The following is a 21,446-nucleotide window of genomic DNA, read 5'->3' on the forward strand; positions in this document are numbered from 1 at the left end:
GGGGTGAAGAGGAGGGGCGCGGCGGCAGGTGTCACATCAGTTTGAAGGGGATGACCAGTCGGCCCGGCTCCACCTTGAGGGCTTCGACCTTCTCCTTGATCCGCGCCTCGTTCTGGCGGCTGCCATCGAGCCGGTAGACTGGGGTCTGTGAGAGGAACAGAGAGAGGGACTGGTTGAAGGTGGGCAAGAGCGGGGAGAGGGCGGTGCCCACGTCCGCCGGCTCGGTCTTGACGGAGAGCAGCTCGAGATCGCGCAGATAGATGGCGCCCTGTTCGGCCACATAGTCCGGGCGTGCCCGCAGGGAGAGGCGGATCTTCATCTGCTGGCTGCCAAGGGGGCTTGCCACCTGCAGCTCGCCGGCGGCATCCAGCTCGACCTTGTCGGCCTGGCTGCGGCCGATGCGGCTTTGCATGTCATCGAGTCGGATCTTGCTCGACATGATGCCGGGGATCCCCAGCTGTTTCTCGAAGGCGACTCGCTCCTTGAGGTACTGGTTGATCTCCCCTTCGCTGACGCTGTACTGGGTCAGCGAGCAGGCCGCCAGCAGCAGGGCGAAGGGGAGCAGAAGCAGGTGTTTCAACATGGGAGGGTTCCATTTTCGGGGCTGTCACAAGAGGTGGCGCCATCTTAGAGGCAAAGCGGGTTGGCCGCCAGTGGGGCCGCCCTGACCGGTTTCTGTCGCATCCCCCATATGGGGATGGCAATCCGTTTTCATTCGAGTAGCGGTTTCCCTTCACCGCCAGCAGGCCCGCCCTGGCGTCATCCCCGACATACCCACAGACAAGCTCCTGTTTTAACGATGCAAAATCCCATTGACCCCGCGATTTCAAAGCGAGTATTTTACCGCCGCACAAAGTCAAACTGATAATCATTATCATTTTGAATCTTCTTTGAGGGTGTTACGTGAAGACTCGAGTAATGGACAATGGCGCACCTGCCGAGGCGAAGATGTCGCCTGATTTCTTGTTTACCTCGTGTCAGGGCACGATCAGTGCCACTGACCTGGGGCAACCCATCACCACCCCCGCCTGCGAGTGGCCCCTGCTGGCACAGCAGATAACCCTGGCCCTCGATGCCGCCAGGGCTGCCGGCCAGACCAACCCTCTGCTGATAGGTGCTTTTGCGTTTGATCCGGCAGAGGCTTCCTGCCTCTATGTGCCCGGCCGTTATGAGCGGGGCGAGAAACTGGCCCCGACAGAGCCGTCATCGGTGACCGCGGCTGAGCAGGCCCCCGAGGCCAACCGGGTCATCTCGGTGCAGAGCACCCCGCCGGCCAGCGAATTTCAGGCCTCGGTCAGTGCGGCGCTGGATGCGTTTGCACAAGGCCGGCTCGCCAAGGTGGTGTTGTCGCGCAAGCTGACACTCACCCTGCATCAGCCCGCCGACCCTAAGCGGGTGATGAGCTGTCTGATGGCCCAGAATCCCCACGCCTTCCACTTCTCCCTGCCGCTCGGCCAGGGTCGCCGCCTGCTGGGCGCAAGCCCCGAGCTGCTGCTGCGGGTCAGCGGGGGAGAGGTGTTTACCCACCCGCTGGCGGGCTCCGCCAGACGGGCGAGCGAGCCGGCGCAAGACGAGATGGTGGCTCGGGATCTGCTGGCCTCTCGCAAGGACCAGCATGAACACAAGTTGGTGATCGACGAGATCCGCCGGGTGCTGACCCCCCACTGCCGCGAGCTGGCGATCCCCGCTCATCCCTCGCTGATGAGCACGGATACCCTCTGGCATCTGGGCACTCCCATCGCTGGCCGGCTCAATGGCGGCGAGGCGTCGGTGCTCTCCTTGGCCTGCCAACTGCATCCCACCCCGGCCCTGTGCGGCTATCCCACCGATCTGGCCCGCCAGTTCATCCGCGAGCAGGAGCCCTTCCGGCGAGCCCTGTTCAGCGGCATCGTCGGCTGGTGCGACAGCCAGGGCAACGGCGAGTGGGCCGTGGTGATCCGTTGTGGCGTGCTCGATGGCCATCAAGTGGAGCTGTTTGCCGGCGCCGGCATCGTCGCGGGCTCGGATCCCGCCATGGAGTGGGCCGAGACCGGCACCAAGCTGGGGACCATGCTCAAGGCCCTGGGCCTGGATTTGGAGGTGGCACAATGACCCAGTCCAACCGCTTCCTGCCCTATACCCGCTGGCCCGAAGAGTTGGCGGAGCTGTACCGCGCCAAGGGTTATTGGCGCGGCGAGCCGCTGACCGCCATGCTGGCGCGTCAGTGCGAGCTGGCACCTGACGCCGAGGCCATCCTCTGCGGCGAGCGCCGCTTCAGTTATCGTGAGCTGGACGCCGCCTCGAGCCGGCTGGCCGCAAATCTTGCCCGCCACGGCCTGGGGGTGGGGGACACCGCACTGGTGCAACTCCCCAACGTGGCCGAGTTCTATCTGGTGTTCTTCGCCCTGCTCAAGGCCGGCATTGCGCCGGTCAACGCGCTCTTTAGCCACAACCGGCTGGAGCTCCTCTCTTATGCCGAGCAGATCACTCCGCGCCTCTTTGTCGGCTCGCTGACCCACCCGCTGTTTGCGAGCAAGGGACGCGAGAGCGAGCTGCTGACAACCATCGGTGCCGAGCTGGTGCTGCTGGATGGCGATGGGGGGGAGCTGGGGCTGGCTCGCTGGCTCGGCGAGGGGGATGAGGGGAGCTCCCCATCCGTCTCCTTTGCCCCGACCCCGGCGAACGAGGTGGCCTTCTTCCAGCTCTCCGGTGGCAGCACAGGCACCCCCAAGCTTATCCCGCGCACCCATGACGATTACCTGTACAGCGTGCGCCGCAGCAACGAAATTTGCGGCCTCGGCTCCCATACCCGCTATCTGTGCGCCCTGCCGGCGCCCCACAATTTCCCCCTGAGCTCCCCGGGCGCCCTGGGGGTGTTCGAGGCAGGCGGCACCGTGGTGCTCGCCCCCGACCCCAGCCCCATCAGCTGTTTTCCGCTGATCGCCCGCCACCGGGTCAACCTCACCTCGCTGGTGCCGCCGGCGGTCTCGCTCTGGCTGCAGGCAGCGGAAGCGGACCCCACTGCGCGCATTCAGCTCGAGAGCCTCGACTTGCTGCAAGTGGGCGGCGCCAAGCTGGGGGAGGCGGTGGCCAGCAAGATTGGGCCGCTGCTCGGCTGCCGGCTGCAGCAGGTGTTCGGCATGGCGGAAGGGCTGGTCAACTACACCCGGCTCTCTGATCCCGACGAGAAGGTCATTCACACCCAGGGCCGCCCCATGAGCCCGGACGACGAGGTGCGCATCCTCGATGAGGCGGGCAATCCGGTTGCCCCCGGCGAGCCTGGCGCCCTGCACACCCGCGGCCCCTATACCTTCCGCGGCTACTACCAGAGCCCGGCCCACAACGCCCGGGTGTTTGATGCCGAGGGCTTCTACTGCTCCGGCGATCTGGTGGTACAGGATGCCGATGGCTACCTCACCGTGGTGGGGCGGCAGAAGGATCAGATCAACCGGGGAGGCGAGAAGATCGCGGCGGAAGAGGTGGAAAACCAGCTGCTGCACCACCCTGCCATCACCCATGCGGCCCTGGTCTCCATGCCCGACAGCGCCATGGGGGAGAAGAGCTGCGCCTTCATCGTCAGCACGGATCCCGCCTTGAAGCCGCTGGCCTTGCGCAAGTTTCTGCGCGAGCGCGGGGTGGCGGACTTCAAGCTGCCCGACCGCTTCGAAACTCTGGACGCCCTGCCCATGACGGCGGTGGGCAAGATTGACAAGCAGGGGCTGCGGGCGCGCATTGCGCACGCCATCGCCGCCAACCAGCCCCTGACAACAGCATAAAACTAAAAAGGAATCATGACGTTATGGCAATCCCAACCCTGAACAATTACGCCATACCCAGCCAGTGGAAGGCCAACAAGGTCGACTGGTCTCTGGATCCCAAGCGCGCCGCCCTGCTGATCCACGACATGCAGGAGTACTTCACCGCCTTCTATGGCGAAAACAGCCCGTTGATCGCGGCGCTCACCGAGCGCCTGGCCGCCGTGCGCAAGCAGTGCAAGGCCCTCGGCATCCCGGTCTTCTACACCGCCCAGCCCAAGGATCAATCCCCTGAGGATCGCGCCCTGCTCAACGACATGTGGGGCCCGGGGCTCAACAAACGGCCCGAGCAGCAGCAGGTGGTGGCAGCCCTGCGCCCGGAGCGGGACGACACCGTGCTGGTCAAGTGGCGCTACAGCGCCTTCCAGCGCTCCGAGCTCGAGCAGATGCTCAAAGCGCTGGGGCGGGATCAGCTGATCATCGGCGGCATCTACGGCCATATCGGTTGCATGATGACCGCCTGCGACGCCTTCATGCGCGACATCCAGCCCTTCTTCCTGGCGGACGGGGTGGCGGACTTCTCCCTGGCCGACCACCAGATGGCGCTCGACTACGTGGCGACCCGCTGCGGCAAGGTGATCCGCTGCGAGGAGGTGCTGGCCCTTGCGCCGGTTGCCGCTTCTGCCGTCCAGAGCAATCCGTTGCTGACGTATGAGGGGCTCAAGGCGCGGCTGCTGAGTCATATCGACGAGGACGAAGATGAGTTTGACCCCGATGAGAACCTCATCGACTACGGTCTGGATTCGGTGCGGATCATGGCCCTGCTCACCGAGTGGCGCGCCGCCGGGGTCGAGCTCGGCTTCGTGGATCTCGCCAAGTTGCCGACCCTCAACGGCTGGTGGCGCCTGATCGAGGCCAGGCTGGCAGCCCAGGCGCTGGAGGTGACCCCATGAACCGCTTCCCCTTGACCATACCTCAGCAGGGGCTCTGGTCCGGACATCTGCTGAACGACGACAAGGCGATGTTCAACACCGCCGAGTGCATCGCCTTCGACGGCAAGGTCGAGGCGGCCGTGCTGGCCGCGGCCCTTGCCAAGGCGGTGGGGGAGTGCGAGGCGCTCAAGGGCCACTTCGAAGACGATAAGGAGGCGGTCTGCTTCGTCCCGGCCGAGCTGCCCCTGGCCTATGAAGAGGTCTCCCTCGAGCGCGATGACGAGACGCTGGCCCGCGCCTGGGCCTGGGCCGATCTGCGCCGCCCGTTCGAGTTGACCCAAGAAGCGCCCTGCCGTTTCGCCCTGCTGCGCGGCCCCGGCCGCGATTACCTCTACAGCTGCGTGCACCACATCGCGCTGGATGGCTTTGGTACCACCTTGCTGTTCCAGCGCATCGCCGAGCTGTATGCAGAGGGGCTGGCCGGTGAGATGAACTCCCCATCCCCCTTCGGCTCGTTGGCTGAGGTGCTGGCCGAAGAGGCGAGCCGTGAGCAGAGCGGCAAGAACGCCGCCGCCCGCGCCTTCTGGCAGGAGCAACTGCAAGGCTGGCCCGAGGTGACATCATTTGGCTCGTTACGGGCGCCGATTGCCGCCGAATTTATCCGCGAGAGCCGTCCGCTGCCGGCGGCGCTCTGGCAATCCCTGACCGGCTTTGCCGACGAGCACAAGCTGGGCTGGCCCGATCTGCTGCTGGCCGGCCTCTCGGCCCAGCTGTCGCTGTCGAGCGGCCAGGATAAGACCCTGCTCGGCCTGATGATGATGAACCGCATCGGCTCGGCGTCCCTGACCGTGCCCTGCATGCAGATGAACATTACCCCCCTGGCTCTCGCGCTTGGTGAAGAGCTGGATCTGGCGGGAGCCGCCGGCGCCGTGGCCAAGGCCAAGCGCGGGGTGCGCAAACACCAGCACTACCGCTACGAGCTGCTGCGTCGCGACCTTGGCCTGGTGGGGGGCGACAAACGCCTGTTCGGCCCGCTGGTCAACATCATGCCGTTCGATCACGCTCGCCGCTTCGGGCCGCTATCTGCCCATATTCTCAACATCAGCGCCGGCCCGGTGGAGGATCTCACCATCGAGGTGCAGGTCGGCGTCGATGGTCAGCCCAGACTGGATCTGGACGCCAACCCCGGCTGCTACTGTCAGGCGGATCTGGCAGCCATCGCCGATACCCTGTTTGCCCTGCTGGGACGCTGGCTGGCCGAGCCCGCCCAGACCCTGGGGACGCTCAAGGCCGACTGGCTGGCGGAGCAGCGGGCCAGGGCCCTGATCGCCGGCCCCACCCATGAAGTGATCAAGACGCGGCCTGTGCTGGAGGCGCTCTGCCACTTCGCCGCCCAGACCCCGGACAAGATTGCCTTGATTCAGCGCACGGCGCAGGGAGAGGCCCGCTTCAGCTACGAGGCGCTGCTGGCCAGAGCCGAACAGATGGCGGCCGCCTTGCAGGCCGAAGGCGTCGCCCCCGGCGACAAGGTGGGGGTCATGCTGGCCCGCACCCCCCAGGCCATCTTCGCCCAGCTGGCGGTGCTGCTGGCGGGCGCCGTCTATGTGCCCCTCGATCCCGAGCAGCCGCTGGAGCGCCAGGGCCATATTCTGCGGCTGGGGGAGGTCAAGACCCTGATCACCCAGGCCGAGTACCGCCACAAGCTGGCCAGCCTGTTTGAGGGGCGCACCCTGCTGGCGGGGGATCTGGTGAGTGGCGATCGGCTCAACCAGCCGGCCGCCGGTTGCGCCGTCGCCTACCTGATGTTCACCTCGGGCTCCACCGGCCTGCCCAAGGGGGTGGCGGTGAGCCACGGCGCCCTGGATCACTTCGCCGCTGCGGCCCGCTGCCGCTATCACCTCGATGAAGACGCGCGGATGCTGCAATTCGCCCCCTTCAACTTCGACGCCAGCATCGAGGAGGTGTTCGCCACCTTGAGCGCCGGTGCCACCTTGGTGCTGCGCACCGACGCCCTGCTCGAATCCATGCCCGCCTTCGCGGCCGGGGTGGAGCAGATGGGGATCACCCACCTCGACCTGCCTACCGCGTTCTGGAACGAGTGGGTGGTGGCGCTGACGGCGGGCCAGGCCCATATTCCTGCCGGGCTTACCACCGTCATTATCGGCGGCGAGGCGGTCTACCCCGAGCAGTTGGCCCAGTGGCAGCGCCAGGGCCGCTCCGATGTGCGCCTCTTCAACACCTACGGCCCCACCGAAACCACAGTGGTGGTGACCACCCAGGAGCTGCAGCGGGAAGACCCGAGCCAGGCCCAGTTGCCCATCGGCCTGCCGCTGCCCGGCATGCAGGCGCTCATTCTGGGGGCGGGGGAGCAACCCGCCGAGGAGGGGGAGCTGGTGCTGCTCGGCCCGCAGCTGGCCAACGGCTACGTGGGGGACGTGCAAGGTAGTTTCGATACCCTCCGTGTTGGGGCGGAGCAGATGCCTGTCTACCGCACCGGCGATCGGGTGCGATTGGTGGATGGCCGGCTGGTCTACCTTGGTCGGCGCGACAACGAATTCAAGATAAGCGGCTATCGCATCCAGCCCGGCGAGGTGGAGGCCCAGCTGCTGGCCCTGCCGGGGGTGGACGAGGCGTGCGTGCAGGGGGTGAGCATCGGCAGCGTGCGCCGGCTGGTGGCCTTCGTGGCGGGGTCGGAGCGCGACAGCCGGGTCATCAAGGCGCAGCTGGCCAAGGTGCTGCCTGCCGCCATGATCCCCACCGACTATCGCCACTATGACCAGCTGCCCCGCACCGGCTCCAACAAGCTGGATCGCAAGGCCCTGCTGGCCGCCTACCAGGCGGGCGGCGAAGCCTTGACCCTGGGCAGCGAGACCGAGAACCGGGTCGGCACTATCTGGCAGCAGATCCTTGGGCTGGCCACCATGGCGCCCACGGACAACTTCTTCGAACTGGGGGGCCAGTCCCTGCAGACCATTCAGATCGTCAACCGGCTCGGCGCCGAGTTCGGGGTGCAGGTCAAGGTCTCCGACGTGTTCGATCACCCGCGCCTGGACGACTTCTGCCGTTTCCTCGACGGCCTGCTTTCCGAGGACGAAGAGAGCGTGGAGATGGTGTGGTGATGGATAAGGAGCAACAAGCAATGGCCTTTGATTTCACTGGCAAGCGGGTCTGGGTGACCGGAGCAGGGCGCGGCATCGGCCGCGAGGTGGCGACGCAGTTCGTGGCAGCCGGCGCCTGTGTGGTGGGGCTGGATCTGGCGTTTCCCGAAGCCGATTACCCCTATGCCACCCGGCTGCTCGATATTGGCGACTCGAAGGCGGTCAACGCCTGCTGCGCAGCGCTGCTGGCAGACGGCGGGCTCGATGTGCTGGTGAACGGGGCCGGAGTGCTGCGCCTCGGCCCCACCGACGCCTTGAGCGATGACGACTGGCACGACTGCATGACGGTCAACGCCAGCGGCGTCTTCTATCTGCTGCGGGCCCTGGTGCCCCACTTCAAGGGGCAGCAGCGCGGTGCCATCGTCACCATCGGCTCCAACGCCGCCCATGTGCCGCGCATGCAGATGGCGGCCTATTGCGCCTCCAAGGCGGCGGTCACCAGCCTGACCCAGACGGTGGGGCTGGAGCTGGCCCCCTTCGGCGTGCGCGCCAACCTGGTGTCGCCGGGCTCGACGGATACCCCCATGCTGCGCGGCATGCTGCCAAGCGAGGAGGCCATGGCCCGCACCATTGCCGGGTTGCCGGAGCAGTTCAAGCTCGGCATCCCCCTGCGCAAGGTCGCCACCCCGGCGGAGATCGCCCATACCGTCCTCTTCCTGGCCTCGGATCTGGCCAGCCACATCACGCTGCAGGATCTGGTCGTCGACGGCGGCGCCACCCTGAGTGCCTGAGGCTTGAGAAACAGATGAACAATATGATTTTGCTGTTGAAACAGCTGGAACGGCAGGGGGTCAAGCTGGCTCTGAACGACAAAGGTCAGCTTATCTCCCAGTCGAGCAAGGAGGCGGTGACGCCGGCCATCGGTGCCACCATCAAGGCCCACAAGGATGAGCTGGTGCGCTGCCTGGCGGCCCGTGCCGCCTTCGAAGAACCTATCGCCGCCGAGGGCGCCCGGCAGGGGCCGCTCTCCTCGTCCCAGAGCGGGCTCTGGTTTATCGAGCAGTACGAGGAGGCCTCCCACCTCTACAATATGCCGGTCTATTTTCGCGTCAAGGGAGAGCTGGACACGGCGGCGCTGGAGTTTGCCTTCGACCACCTGTTTGCCCGCCACCCCAGCATGCGCACCCGCTTCATCAAGGACGAGGCGGGCAGGGGGGCGCAGGAGATCCTGCCCCATACGCCCTTCACGTTGCAGATTGAGGATGTGAGCGCAGAGCCCATTGCCGAGCGCGAGGCCTATGTGGCCCGCCGGGTGCGGGAAGAGATTGGACGCCCCTTCTCCTTGACCCGGGGGGATCTCAGCCGGGTGCACCTTATTCGGCTGGGCAGCCGCGAGCACGTGCTGCTGATCACCCAGCACCACATCATCTCCGACGGCTGGTCGGTCAAGAACATGTTCGCGGATCTCAAGCGCGCCTTTCTTGCCCATCAGAACCGCGAGCCCCTGCAGGTGAGCGAGCTGCCGCTCACCTACATCGACTATGCCCGCTGGTTCAACTCGGACCGTTTTCTCGATTATCACGCCGAGTTCAAGCCGTTCTGGGTCGATCGACTCGGTGGCAGCCCCGAGGTTCACGGTCTGCCGCTCGACAAGCCGCGCCCGGCCCATCAGGACAGCGGCGGCGAGCTGGTCTTCTCCACCATCGAGAGCGACCAGTGGGAGAGCTTCAAGCGCCTCTGCCAACGCCACAGCACCTCCAACTTTATCGGTCTGCACGCCCTGTTTGCCCTGCTGATGGTGCGCCAGAGCGGCGAGAAGGAGGTGGTGATCGGCACCCCGCTCGCCTATCGTGAGCGCCACGAGATCGAGTCGCTGGTGGGCTTTTTCGTCAATACCCTGGTGCTGCGCACTCAACTCAGCGGCAAGCCCAGCTTTGTCGACTATCTGCAGCAGTGCCGGGAGGAGGATCTGGCGGCCTTTGATCACCAGCTCTACCGCTTCGAGGCGCTGGCCGAGGCCATCGGCGCCGATCGCACCACCGCCATCAACCCCATCTTCCAGATCATGCTGGTCTATCAGGCCAAGGTGGACTTCAACGATCTCATCCCCGGCTGCCAGCTGGTGGAGGAGACCTCGCCTGTGCTGCCGGCCAAGACCGACATATCGGTCAAGGTGACCGAGCTGATGGACTCCGTCCGGGTGGACTGGCTGTTTGCCACCGCCCTGTTCGAGCGAGAGACCATCCAGGCTTATGCCGATCGCCTGCTGCACCTGATGCGCGCCGTGGTGGCGGCCCCCGAGACCGACATCTGGCAACTACCGCTGGAAGCGGGCACCGACCAGGCCGCGCTGGCCGCACAGCTTGCCGACTTGCCGCAAGACTACCCGAGCCGCGACACCCTGCTCTGTCATATCGAGCGGCGCGCTATTCAGTTGCCGGACGCGCTGGCGGTGAGCGAGGGCGCGCAATCGTTGACCTATGGCGAGCTGGAGGTGCGTGCCAACCAGTTGGCCCACTGGCTGCAATCCTGTGGCGTTACCCCGGGCGCCGCCATCGGCATCCAGGCCAGACGGGATGTCGCCTTTGCCATCGCACTGCTCGCCTGCTGGAAGGCGGGGGCGGCCTATGTGCCCCTCGATCCTGCCTATCCCGCCGAGCGGCTGGCCCATATCCTTGGCGATGCAGCCATCAGCCTGGTGCTGGGTGGCGTGCCGGACCCGCGGCTTGCCGAGGCGCTGGTGGGCACGGGTGCCCAGTATCACAACCTGCACCAGCTGGCGCTGGACAAGATGCCAACCAGCACGCCCGCACTGCCTCGGGACGCCGCCATGCTGGCCCAGATCATCTACACCTCCGGCAGCACCGGCCTGCCCAAGGGGGTCATGGTGGAGCAGGGCAGCCTGGTCAACCTGATGGCGGATCACGGTGATCGCATCGCCATTGATCATAACGGGGCCATGTTCAACTGCATGTCCCTCTCGTTTGATGCCGGCAACATGACCAGCTTGCTGCCCCTGTACTGCGGCGCGGCCCTGCACTTCGGCGAGCCGGGGGAAGGGGTGATCGCTGCCGCCATCAGCAAGGGCGCCAGCCATATGATTTTGCCGACCGCCCTGCTCGCGAACCTGCTGCCACCGGCGGATCTCGGTTCCCTCAAGGCCATCGGCTTTGGCGGCGAGGCGTGCCCGAGCAGCCTGGTGGAGCGTTGGGGAGAGCGGGTGGCGCTATTCAACATGTACGGCCCGACCGAGTGCACCGTCACCGCGCTCTGCGCGCAGCTCACTCCGGGGGCGCCCATCACCATAGGTAGCCCCGTCAACAACCTGAAGGCGCTGATCCTGGACGAGGCGGGTAACCTCTGCCCGGTGGGGGTCCCAGGCGAGCTCTGCCTGGCGGGGCTGGGGCTGGCCTGCGGCTATCTCAATCTGCCAGAGCGTACCCAGGAGGCCTTTATCGAGCTGGCGCTGGCGGAGGATCGTACCCATCGCCTCTATCGCACCGGCGATCGGGCCCTGCTGCGCCGCGACGGCAACATCCAGTATCTGGGCCGGATAGACGAGCAGATCAAGCTGCGCGGCTATCGTATCGAGCCGGGTGAGATAGAGACCCGGCTTGCCGAATTGTGCCCGGTCATCCGCCAGATCAAGGTGGTGGTGCAGGAGGGTCGCCTGCTCGCTTACGCCTGTTTGCAGGCCGGGGCAAGGGAGCCCGACGGCGACGCCCTGCTGCAGCGAGCCGGCGAGTGCCTGCCCGAATACATGGTGCCGGCGCGCCTCTGCTGGCTGCCCGAGATGCCGCTCACCCCCAACGGCAAGCTGGACTTGCGCCGCCTGCCTGCCATCGTCTGGCAGCAGAGCAAGGGCGAGCCGCAAAACGAACTGGAGCAGACCGTGCTCGCCATCTGGCAAGGGGTGCTCAAGCAACCGCTCGGGGTAGAGGATGACTTCTTCCGTCTGGGCGGTGACTCCATCCTCAGCATCCAGCTCACCACCCGGCTGCGGGATGCGGGGCTGCACTGCAGCGTGAAGGACGTGTTCGAAGCCAAGACGGTGCGCCGCCTCTGCCGCCAGCTCGGCCAGCAGCAGGCCGTCAGCCACAGGAGCGAGCAGGGCAGCCTGACCGGCGAGTTTCCGCTCCACCCCATTCAGCACTGGTTCTTCGAGCAGGGCTTTGCCAAGTCCGGTCACTGGAACCAGGGGGTGATCCTGCGCCTGCCGGCCGGGGTGGACGATGAGGCTCTGCGCGGCTGGCTGAATGCCCTGCGCCAGCACCACGATGCCCTGCGTCTGGCGGTGACCCCGACCGGCCAGCGCTATCTGGCCGAACTGCCATTGCCGCCGCTGCCGACCCTGGATGCCGCCAATCTCGATGAGGCTGAGCTGCAAGCCCGCCTGACCGAGCTGCAGGGAGAGCTCGACCCTGCCACCGGCCACACCCTGGCCTGGGCCCGCCTGCGCAATCTCTCTCTGGAAGGTGCGCGGGAGGGCGAGACGGTGGAGGGGCTCTTCCTCGCCTTCCATCACCTGGTGATCGATGCCGTCTCCTGGCGCATTCTGGCCGAGGATCTGGCCCGGGTGAGCAGGGGCGAGCCGCTGCCCGCCAAGGGCAGCAGCTATCGCCAGTGGGGCGAGGGGCTCGCGGCCTACGCCAAACGGGAAGAGGAACAGCTTGGCTTCTGGCTGGCTCAGGGGGAAGGCAGCCAGGGTCACCTGCTGGAAACGGCGCGCGCCGCCGATGGCCGCGCCGCCGCCAGCCTGCTGCAACTGAGTCAGGAGACCACGGCTCGTCTTATCGACACCGCCAACCAGGCCTACTTCACCCGGGTGCCCGACCTGCTGCTGGCGGCACTGACCCGCACCCTGAGCGAGCTGGGTTATGGCGCACGTCATTGCGTGATGCTGGAAGGGCACGGCCGTGAGGCCATCGATGCGGAACTCGACGTGAGCCGTACCCTGGGCTGGTTCACCAGCACCTACCCGCTGGCACTGGCGGATGCCAAGGAGTGGGACGCGCTGGTCTGCGCCACCAAGGAGCAGCTGCGCGCCGTGCCGGACAAAGGGGTGGGCTTCAACGCCCTGCGACTGCACCACCCACGTGGCTGGGCACTGCCCGAAGCCCTGATCGTCTTCAACTATCTGGGGGTCAGCCATCAGGGCGAGGCTGCTCAGCCCTGGCAGCCTCTGTCGATGGCGCCGGGGGCACCCAGCTCCCCTGACAACCTGCCGCGCGAGCTGGTCAGTCTGCACGGTGGCGTGTTTGATGGCCGCCTCACCCTGCGTCAGGTGGGCGCCCTCAACCAGCAGGCGAGCGACGCCCTGATGGCGCGGCTGGCGGACAACCTGACGGCACTGGTGGAGCACTGCTGCGCGGTGAAGGCCCCGCGCCATACCCCGAGCGACTTCCCGGGGCTTGGCCTCTCGCAAAGCGCGCTCGATCGGGTGCTGAACGGGCGCGAGGTGGAGACCCTGCTGCCCATGACCTCGCTTCAGCAGAGCATGTTCCATCACAGGGCGCTGGCGCCCCGGGATCACGCCTATCACCTGCAGACCGAGATCGCCTATCACCAGCCGCTGGACGTGGCGGTCTACCGTCAGGCCTGGCAGGGGCAGATTGCCCGCAGGCCGGCCCTTCGCAGCGAACTGGTGCTGGCGGACGGGGTTGCGCTCCAGCGCATCCTCAAGCATGCCGAGTTGCCATTCCACTATGAGGACTTGTCTGAAGTGGAAAATGCAGAGACACGGGTCCAGGCCTACCGCGAGCAGGATCTGGCCCGCCCGATCCCGCTGGAGCAGGCGCCCCTGCTGCGCCTTGTCTGCTTCAAATTGGCTCCCGATCACCACAAGGTGATCTTCAGCGCCCATCACGGCGTGCTGGATGGCTGGAGCGGCCCCGTGTTGCTGGGTTCCTTGCATCGCGGCTATCAGGCGCTGATGAATGGCCTGTTGCCGCAGCGCGAGCCGGATACCGCCTGGCTCGAATTTGGCCGCCATATCGCCAGCCAAACCCGCAGCGCCGAGACCTACTGGCAGGGGCGGGGCGAGCTCTTGGCAACGCCTAACGATCTCGCCTGCCTGTTCGGGGTGACGCTGGACGCTGGCGCAAGCGGGCGCCATACCCAGCAGCGACCGGCGGTGTGCGCCACGTCGTTGCCGGCCGAGGTGGCGACCTTGCTCGCCCATCGTGCCCGCGAGCTTGGCGTGACCGCGGGCCTGTTGGCCCAATATGCCTGGCACCGTCTGCTGGCACGCTGCTCTGGCGATGCCGTCACCCTGGTGGGCAACGTGACCCCGGGCCGGGATTACCCCATCGAGGGGATCACCGCGAGCGTCGGGCTCTATATCAACAGCCTGCCGTTGGCCCTGGTGTGGCACACCGAGTTGACCCTGGCCGAGCATATCGCCCGGTTGCAGACCGACCTGATGGCACTCAATGAGCACGGCACCCAGTCGCTGGCGGCACTGACCAAAGGCCGGGCACGTCTGTTCCAGAGCCTGTTCGTGTTCGAGAACTACCCCATGCCGGCGGCCCCTGCCGCCCCCGAACCTCACCAGCTGGTGCCGCGCTTTGGCGCCGTGGTGGAGAAGGTGGAGCTGCCGCTCTCCTTGGTGGTCAGCAGCCGGGGCGAGACGCTCCAACTGCGCCTCGAGTTCGATGGCGAGCAGATCCCCGAGGCCCGGGCCGAGGCGGTGCTGGCTGACTGGCTGGCCGAACTCGCCTGGCTAGCACAGGCGGATCTGAGCCAGCCGGCCAGCGTGGCGGCGGTACAGTCCCCGGTGATGCCGCAGGTGGTAGCCACCAGGGCGGAGCCCAGCCTGGCTCAGCCGCCGGCCGAGGCCCGCGTGCTGGTGGCCCTGTGGGAGCGCCAGTGCGGCGTGCCCGGCATTTGGCAACAAACCCTGATGGATCTGGGGGTAGATTCGGTGCAGCAACTCGCCCTGCTGGCGGCCCTCAACGAGGCGTTCGCGCAGGATCGGGCGCCACTTACCCTGCAGACGCTCAAAGCCCACCCATCCCCCAGCCGGCTCTATCGGCACTGGCTGGTGCGCCAAACGGAGGCCGCGCTATGACGGTGACCATCAAGCATAAGGCTCCGCTCGTGCAAACCCGGCCGGCCCCCCGTGAGGGCGCGGCCAACCTGGGTGCGCGGCTGGCGGCCTGTCTGGCCGCCAGCCCGCTCGCCCCCGCCATTCGCATGGGCGGGGAGGGCATCAGTGAGGGCGGATCAGATGAACAGTGGCTTAGCTACGGCGCGCTCAATGCCAGGGTCGGCGAGATTGCCGCCCGTTTGCAGGGGCTGGCGGTGGGGGAGCGGGTTGGCCTCTATCTCTCCCGCAGCCCCGATCTGGTGGCCAGCCTGCTGGCCTGCCTGCGCCTCGGTCTCACCTTCGTGCCCCTTGAGCCGGACTTTCCGGTGGAGCGGCTGCAGGGGATCGCCCGCCAGGCGCGCCTGTCGGCGGTGATCTGCGACGGCGACAGGCCAGCTCCCGCCTTCGGCTGTCCGCTGCGCACCCTCGACGGGCCAGCAGCGGCAGGGGGTGTTTCCTGGCCCCAGGTGGATGATGCCCTGGCTGCCTACATGATGTTCACCTCGGGCTCCACCGGCGAGCCCAAGGGGGTGGTCATCAGCCGGCGGGCCCTGCTCTGCTTCCTCGACGGGATCCGTGAGCGGCTCGGGCTTTCACCTGGCTGCCACTGGCTCTTCATCACCACCCCGGCCTTCGACATCTCCCTGCTGGAGATGCTGGGGCCGCTCTGGGGCGGTGGTCGGCTCACGGTGGCCGGCGGCGAGCACAACAAGGATCCCCTGGGGATGCTGGCGCTGCTCGAGGCCGATCCCTCCATCAACTGGCTGCAGGCCACCCCGGCCTGCTGGCGTATGTTGCTCAAGGCTGGCTGGCAGGGGCGCAATACCCTCACCGCCCTGTGCGGTGGCGAGGCGCTGGACTCAGGGTTGGCCGAGCAGCTCTGTGCCCGCACCCGGCGGCTGTGGAACTGCTATGGGCCGACCGAGGCTACCGTCTGGTCCCTGGTGAGCGAGGTGCGCTGGCCGCCGGTTGGCGGGCAGATCACCATCAGCCACAGCCTGCCCGGCTATCGGCACTGGGTGCTGGACGAGGCGGGGCAGCCGGTGGCAGAGGGAGAGTGCGGCGAGCTCTGCATCGAGAGCCCGGCCCTGTGCGAGGGGTACTGGCGCAAGCCGGCCTTGACCAGCGCCGCCTTCCTGCGCCTTGCCACCCATTGCCTCTATCGCACCGGTGATCGGGTGCGCCTCCTTGGGGCGGACCGCTTCCTCTATCTGGGGCGGCGCGACGATCAGATCAAGCTGCGCGGTTTTCGCATCGAGCTCGGCGAGGTGGAGGCGGGACTGCGCCGCCAGGCCGGGGTGCAGGAGGCAGCGGTGCGTCTGGTGGGAGAGGGGGACGAGGCCATGCTGGTGGGCTACGTGGAGGCGAAAAGCGGGGTGATCCTCAATCGCCTCGCCCTGCGCAAGGGGTTGCAGGCGACGCTGCCGCACTACATGGTGCCGGCGCGGCTCATCCTGCTGGATGCCCTGCCCAAGACCGGGAGCGGCAAGCTCGACAGAAAGGCGCTGCCATTGCCCGAGTAGGCGGCCTTGCCGGATGGTAAGAGCGATGGATAAAAAAGAAGCCCGCATCATGCGGGCTTCTTTTTGGCTGTAAACCGAGGGGGGATTAGTGAGCGATGGGGGCGGCATCCGGTTTGGTCAGCAGGCGCTCGACGTCGTCGATCACCTTGAGGGCCGCCTGGGGGCCGCCGGTGGAGGTCCAGAGTGACCCGTCCACGGCGCCGAAGCGCTTGCCCTTGATGGCGCCGAGCTGCTGGAAGGCCGGGGTCTGCTCGGCCTGCTTCATGGCATCCACCGCATCCCCGCTGGTGCTGAGGGTGCCGATCACCAGCCAGTCACCGTCCAGCAGGTTGAGGGATTCGAGGCTCAGGGCCGGGGAGTGGGGGCTCTTGTCACCGATCTGGTGGGAGGGGCGGGTGAGCCCCATCTCGGTGACCACGCTGCTGGCAAAGGTGCCGCCGTGCATGTAGCTCGGCCCCTTGGGGTTCCAGCGCACTATGCTCATCTGTTCCCCCTGATGCTGGGCAAGCTTGCTGCGGGCCTCTGCCAGGTGGGCCTCATACCGGGTGAGGAAGGCCTTGGCCTCGGCCCCCCGGTTCATCGCGTCGGCACTGCGACCGAATACGGTTTTCCAGGGCTCGCCCCAGTTGCCGGTGACGACGGTGGGGGCGATCTCCTTGAGCAGGGCGAGGAGCTCGGGCTTGGTCTGGCCGGTGAGGATGAGGTCCGGCTCCAGATCGATGAGGGTCTCCAGATTGGGGTTGTCCAGATCGCCGACCACGGCGATCTCCTTGCCCGCCTTGTCCAGCAGATAGCGGGGCAGGGTGGACTGGCCGCGCCCATTGACGGTGCCCACCGGCTGCACCCCCAGAGTCAGGGCGCTGTCGAGATCGAGTTCGCTCAACACGACGACTCGCCGGGGCGCATCGGGGACGCTCTGGGGCTGGCCGTTGGCATCGATGACCTGGCGGCTGCCCGCCTGGGCCTGGAAGCCCGTCAGGCTGGCCAGCATGAGCAAGGTGGCCAGCGGGGAGAAGATCTTCATGGTGACATCCTTATGGGTGAAATCGGCGGCACTCTCGGCCCATGATGGGCGGGCCCTGTGGGGCGTGCCTGCCTGTCAGCCTAAAACCGGGGCCCAAATGGGCGGGGACATGCTACCACAAAGCAAGTGAGAAGCGTTGTCATTTGTATTTGTGGCATGACCTCGGCTTGCTTTGGTACCATCGCAGGCCCCTGTCAGGAGCCTTGCATGTTGCCTCGTTGTCCCTCACTCGATGGATCCTTTGTCCGTCAATCCGATGCCTTGTGCCTGCCGGGCCTGGAGACGCTGCCTCTTCATCGGGTCAGTTTTGATCCCGCCGCCTTCTCGCCGGAGTGCTTTGGGGCCCAGGGCATCATGCTGCCTGCTTCATTGCAGGGGGCTGCCCCCAAGCGCCTCGGGGAGTTTCTGGCGGGGCGTCTCGCAGCCCGTGAGGCCCTGCGTCCCTTCGGTCTTGCAGGATGCTGCGTGGCCATCGGAGCGGCCCGGGAGCCACTCTGGCCTGAAGGGGTGGAGGGGAGCATCAGCCACAGCCGGCTGGCGGGAGAGGGGGTGGCCCTGTGTGCTGTGCGCCCGGGCCAGGAGGGAATCGGGCTGGATCTGGAGGCCTGGCTCGATGGCGACCAAGGGGCGCAGCTCTGGCCCGGCATCATGGATGGGGAGGAGTGGGGACGGCTGGAGGCGGGGGCTCACGACGCCCAGCTGAGCCTGGCAGAGGGACTGACTCTGGTTTTTTCCGCCAAGGAGAGCCTCTTCAAGGGGCTCTATTCCCGGGTGGGGCGCTACTTTGACTTTCTCGATGCCCGCTGGCTCGCCATGACGGCGCAGACTCTCACCCTGGAGCTCAAATGCCCGCTGACACCGACCCTGCCAGCCGGCTGGCGCGCCACCCTGCACTGGCAAGCCCTGCCGGGGGGCGTGCTCACCGTCTTGCTGCTGTGAGCACGATGCCAGCGCCCGGATAACGCCAACGCAAAGCCCAGAGAAAGAAACCGCCATCAGGCGGTTTCTTTCTCTGGCACAGGGTATGGCTCAGGCCGACACGCCATGGTCGGCGCGCAGGCGGGGCACTTCGTCAGCGCGTCGGCGGGGCACGATGACAGGGGCCCCGTCGCCGGGGGCGTGCAGTATGTCCACATCGGTCTGGTAGAGGCGATCGATGAGGGGCTTGGTCACCACCTCCCGGGCCGGGCCCATGGCCTGGATGGCGCCATCCCCCAGGGCAATCAGCTCGTCACAGTAGCGGGCGGCGGTGGCGAGATCGTGGATGACGATAAGCACCGTCTTGCCCTCGGCGGCGACCCGATGGATGGCCTCCATCACCTCGGTCTGGTGGCCGATGTCCAGCGCGCTGGTGGGCTCGTCCAGCAAGATGATGTCCGCATCCTGTGCCAGCACCATGGCGAGCCACACCCGCTGGGCCTGACCGCCGGACAGCGAACTGGCGCTCTGGTGCCAGATGGCATCGAGCTGCATCCGCTCCCGGGCCCAGTCCACCATGCGGGCATCTTCCTCGCTCCACTGATTGAACCAGCCCTGATGGGGATGGCGGCCATATTGCACCAGCTGCTCCACCAGGATACCGGGGGGGACCAGGGGGCGTTGGGGCAGATAGGCGAGTTCCCGAGCCAGGGCTTTGGCGCCATAGGCACCGAGTGGCTTCTCCTTGAGCAGGATCTCCCCGGACCGGGGCTGCTCCTGTCCCGCAAGGAGCTTGAGCAGCGTGGATTTGCCACCGCCGTTGGGGCCGACGATCCCCACCAGCTTGCCCCGGGGGAGGGAGAAGGAAATCTCCTTGAAGATGGTCTTTTGCGGGTAGCCGAACTGGAGTCGGTTCACGGTGAGCGTCATCGGGCGGCCCTCGGTCTGTATTGAAAATGGATGAATGCCATGGTCAGTCGGCCTTCTGGCGATCTTTGAGCAGGATGAAGAGCAGCAGCAGGCCGCCGAGAATGCGGGTCATGATGCCGGTGGCCACCTCGTGGGGGCTGGCCAGCACCCGCACCAGGGTGTCGCTGGCGAGCAGCATCAGGGCGCCGCACAGGGCGGCAATCCAGAGCGGCACGATGCGATCCCGGCTGAGCCAGGAGGCAAGGATGGGGGCCGCCATGGCGATGAAAACCACGGGGCCACCGATGGCGGTGCCAAGGGCTGCAACGATGATGGCCTGGGCCAGCACCCCGAGCTGCACCCGGTTCACGTTGACCCCGAGGGTGCTGGCCGTCACCGGTCCCAGGCGCAGCACGCCGAGGGAGCGGGAGAGACAGACGGTCCAGGGACAGATGAGCAGGAGCAGCAGGCTCACCGGTAGCAGGGTGCCATAGCCCTGACCGACGAAGTTGCCCATGTTCCACAGATAGAGGCTGGTGAGGTGCACCAGGGACTGGGTGGACATGACGAACTGGCCGAGGGCGTTCATCAGCTCCGAGACCCCGATGCCGATCACCACGAACAGGTAGCCCTGCTCCCCCGGCTTGTTGCACAGGGCATAGAGCACGGCGGCGGCAAACAGGGCGCCGAACGGCGCGGCCCACCAGGGCCAGGTGCCCAGCGTCAGATAGAGGGAGAAGATGATGATGGCAAGGGATGCCCCCTCGTTGACCCCTATCATGTCCGGGGTGGCGAGGCGGTTTCGCACCAGGGTCTGCACCAGGCAGCCCGAGAGTCCCATGGCGGCGCCGGCCACCAGCACCGCCAACAGGCGCGGCAGTCGGATCTTGAAGACGGTTACCTGATCGAGTCGGCTTCCCTCCCCGAGCAGGGTCTGGATCACCCCCATCATGGTGATCTTGCCGGAACCCAGGGTGAGGGCCAGCAGGGAGAGCAGGGTGAGGGCGACCAGGAGCCCCAGGGTGATGAGCCAGGCGCGGCGGTGCAGCAACAGGGTGTGGCTGCCAAGGCGAAGGCAGAGGGTGCCGCTCGGGAGTGAGAGAGAGTTCTTCATGGGCGTGGCACCTTATTTGACGGCCAGCAGGGAGCGGAAGCCGCCGCTGCGCACCACCAGGATGAGCACGGGCGCCCCGATGAGCGCCAGAATGACGCCGTTGGGCAGCTCGTAGGGCTGGATAAGCCAGCGGGCCAGCACATCGGCACCGAGCAGAAAGAGCACCCCGAACAGGGCGGAGAAGCGCACCTGGATGGCGAGGCGAACCGGCTCCACCAGGCGGGCGCAGTAGGCGGCGAGGAAGCCGACAAAGCCGATGGGACCGGCGATGGCGATGGCGCAGGCGGTGAAGAGCGTTGCGGCCAAGAGCACGCCGATCCGCACCCGGGTGGGGCGGATGCCGAGGGCCCTGGACTGGTGATCCCCCATCTGCATCAGGGTGAGAGGGCGACAGAGCGCCAGGGTCAGCAGCAGGGCGGCCAGGGCGAATGGGACCACGGTGAGTACCGCTTCCAGACTGGAGGCGGCAAGGGACCCTAAGTTCCAGAAGCGGAACTGCTCCAGCACCACCCGGTTGGAGAGCAACAGGAAGTTGGAAAGACCGCCGAAGGTGGCGGAGAGGGCGACCCCTACCAGGATGAGCTTGAGGGGGTTGGAGCGCCCCACCATGAGGCCGAGGCCCAGCACGATGAGGTTGCCGAGCAGGGCCCCCATGCCGGACCAGAGCAGATACCCGTAGGCGGATTCGACGCCAAACCAGGTGAGGCCGATCACCAGAGCAAAGACGGCGCCGGCATTGACCCCGAGCAGGCCGGGTTCGGCCAGAGGGTTGCGGGTGGCACTTTGCAGCATGGAAGCCGCCAGGGAGAGTGACGCCCCCACCACCAGGGCTGCCAGGGTGCGGGGCAGGCGCAGGGTATGGACTATCATGGCGAGCTTTTCATCGGCCACAAAGGCGGGATCGCCCAACAGGAAGCCGGCGACCTCGCGGCCACCATAGACACCGGCCCCGGTGGCCAGTGACAGACAAATCAGCAGGAAGAGGAGCAGCACGCCGAGCCAGAACAGCCGAGCTTGGTATCTGAGCACTCAATGACTCCTTGAATTCGGGGAGGCAGAAACGCAAAAAGGGAGCCCCGCGACCGGGGCTCCCGCATACAGGATGGA

Annotated in this window: 13 protein-coding genes; 8 read left to right on the forward strand and 5 right to left on the reverse strand. The window is 66.6% G+C overall.

Translation table 11 applies throughout. From position 1 onward, the window contains the following. Nucleotides 1-31: 31 nt before the first annotated feature. Complete coding sequence (locus AB5Y50_RS08505) at nt 32-583, reverse strand: lipoprotein (protein ID WP_039038906.1); 552 nt, start codon at nt 581-583, stop codon at nt 32-34. 320 nt (nt 584-903) lie between these two features. Here AB5Y50_RS08505 and AB5Y50_RS08510 point away from each other — a divergent pair, with 320 nt between their 5' ends. From AB5Y50_RS08510 to amoH, 7 genes are read left to right on the forward strand one after another with little or no spacing between them, the layout of a single operon-like run. Next, nucleotides 904-2,091: an isochorismate synthase MenF gene (locus AB5Y50_RS08510; protein ID WP_043156422.1), complete on the forward strand. Its 1,188-nt coding sequence runs from the start codon at nt 904-906 to the stop codon at nt 2,089-2,091. Beyond that, nucleotides 2,088-3,755 (forward strand): amonabactin biosynthesis (2,3-dihydroxybenzoyl)adenylate synthase AmoE, encoded by a 1,668-nt coding sequence (gene amoE, locus AB5Y50_RS08515; RefSeq protein WP_043156424.1) that lies wholly within the window; start codon nt 2,088-2,090, stop codon nt 3,753-3,755. The genes AB5Y50_RS08510 and amoE overlap by 4 nt, the downstream gene beginning before the upstream one ends. 23 nt (nt 3,756-3,778) lie before the next feature. Next, nucleotides 3,779-4,687, forward strand: a complete 909-nt coding sequence (amoB, locus tag AB5Y50_RS08520) for an amonabactin biosynthesis bifunctional protein AmoB (protein ID WP_043156426.1) — start codon at nt 3,779-3,781, stop codon at nt 4,685-4,687. Further along, nucleotides 4,684-7,785, forward strand: coding sequence for an amonabactin biosynthesis non-ribosomal peptide synthetase AmoF (gene amoF, locus AB5Y50_RS08525; protein ID WP_053288503.1), 3,102 nt, complete (start codon nt 4,684-4,686; stop codon nt 7,783-7,785). The genes amoB and amoF overlap by 4 nt, the downstream gene beginning before the upstream one ends. A gap of 20 nt (nt 7,786-7,805) precedes the next feature. After that, nucleotides 7,806-8,555 carry an amonabactin biosynthesis protein AmoA gene (amoA, locus tag AB5Y50_RS08530; protein ID WP_043155884.1) on the forward strand — a complete coding sequence of 250 codons (750 nt, stop codon included), beginning with the start codon at nt 7,806-7,808 and terminating at the stop codon, nt 8,553-8,555. Between the two features lie 14 nt (nt 8,556-8,569). Beyond that, complete coding sequence (gene amoG, locus AB5Y50_RS08535) at nt 8,570-14,833, forward strand: amonabactin biosynthesis non-ribosomal peptide synthetase AmoG (RefSeq protein ID WP_043155883.1); 6,264 nt, start codon at nt 8,570-8,572, stop codon at nt 14,831-14,833. After that, on the forward strand, nt 14,830-16,374 hold the full coding sequence (gene amoH, locus AB5Y50_RS08540; protein WP_043155882.1) for an amonabactin biosynthesis glycine adenylation protein AmoH: 1,545 nt from the start codon (nt 14,830-14,832) through the stop codon (nt 16,372-16,374). Before amoG ends, amoH begins: the two co-directional genes overlap by 4 nt. An 85-nt stretch (nt 16,375-16,459) precedes the next feature. Here the strand turns inward: amoH and AB5Y50_RS08545 are convergent, their stop codons facing one another. Continuing rightward, nucleotides 16,460-17,398: an iron-siderophore ABC transporter substrate-binding protein gene (locus AB5Y50_RS08545; RefSeq protein WP_043155881.1), complete on the reverse strand. Its 939-nt coding sequence runs from the start codon at nt 17,396-17,398 to the stop codon at nt 16,460-16,462. A gap of 207 nt (nt 17,399-17,605) precedes the next feature. Between AB5Y50_RS08545 and AB5Y50_RS08550 the strand changes: the two genes are divergently transcribed. Continuing rightward, on the forward strand, nt 17,606-18,337 hold the full coding sequence (locus AB5Y50_RS08550) for a 4'-phosphopantetheinyl transferase (RefSeq protein WP_043155880.1): 732 nt from the start codon (nt 17,606-17,608) through the stop codon (nt 18,335-18,337). A gap of 90 nt (nt 18,338-18,427) precedes the next feature. Here AB5Y50_RS08550 and AB5Y50_RS08555 read toward each other — a convergent pair whose 3' ends face one another. The 3 genes from AB5Y50_RS08555 to AB5Y50_RS08565 are packed head-to-tail and all read right to left on the reverse strand — an operon-like array spanning nt 18,428 to nt 21,368. Beyond that, nucleotides 18,428-19,246, reverse strand: a complete 819-nt coding sequence (locus AB5Y50_RS08555; RefSeq protein WP_010674442.1) for an amonabactin ABC transporter ATP-binding protein — start codon at nt 19,244-19,246, stop codon at nt 18,428-18,430. A 43-nt stretch (nt 19,247-19,289) separates the two neighbouring features. Beyond that, complete coding sequence (locus AB5Y50_RS08560) at nt 19,290-20,339, reverse strand: amonabactin ABC transporter permease subunit 1 (RefSeq protein ID WP_043155877.1); 1,050 nt, start codon at nt 20,337-20,339, stop codon at nt 19,290-19,292. Between the two features lie 12 nt (nt 20,340-20,351). Then, nucleotides 20,352-21,368 (reverse strand): amonabactin ABC transporter permease subunit 2, encoded by a 1,017-nt coding sequence (locus tag AB5Y50_RS08565; protein WP_043155876.1) that lies wholly within the window; start codon nt 21,366-21,368, stop codon nt 20,352-20,354. Nucleotides 21,369-21,446: the final 78 nt, after the last annotated feature.

The organism is Aeromonas sp. s6, from assembly GCF_040907815.1.
Classification (GTDB): Bacteria; Pseudomonadota; Gammaproteobacteria; order Enterobacterales; family Aeromonadaceae; genus Aeromonas; species Aeromonas caviae.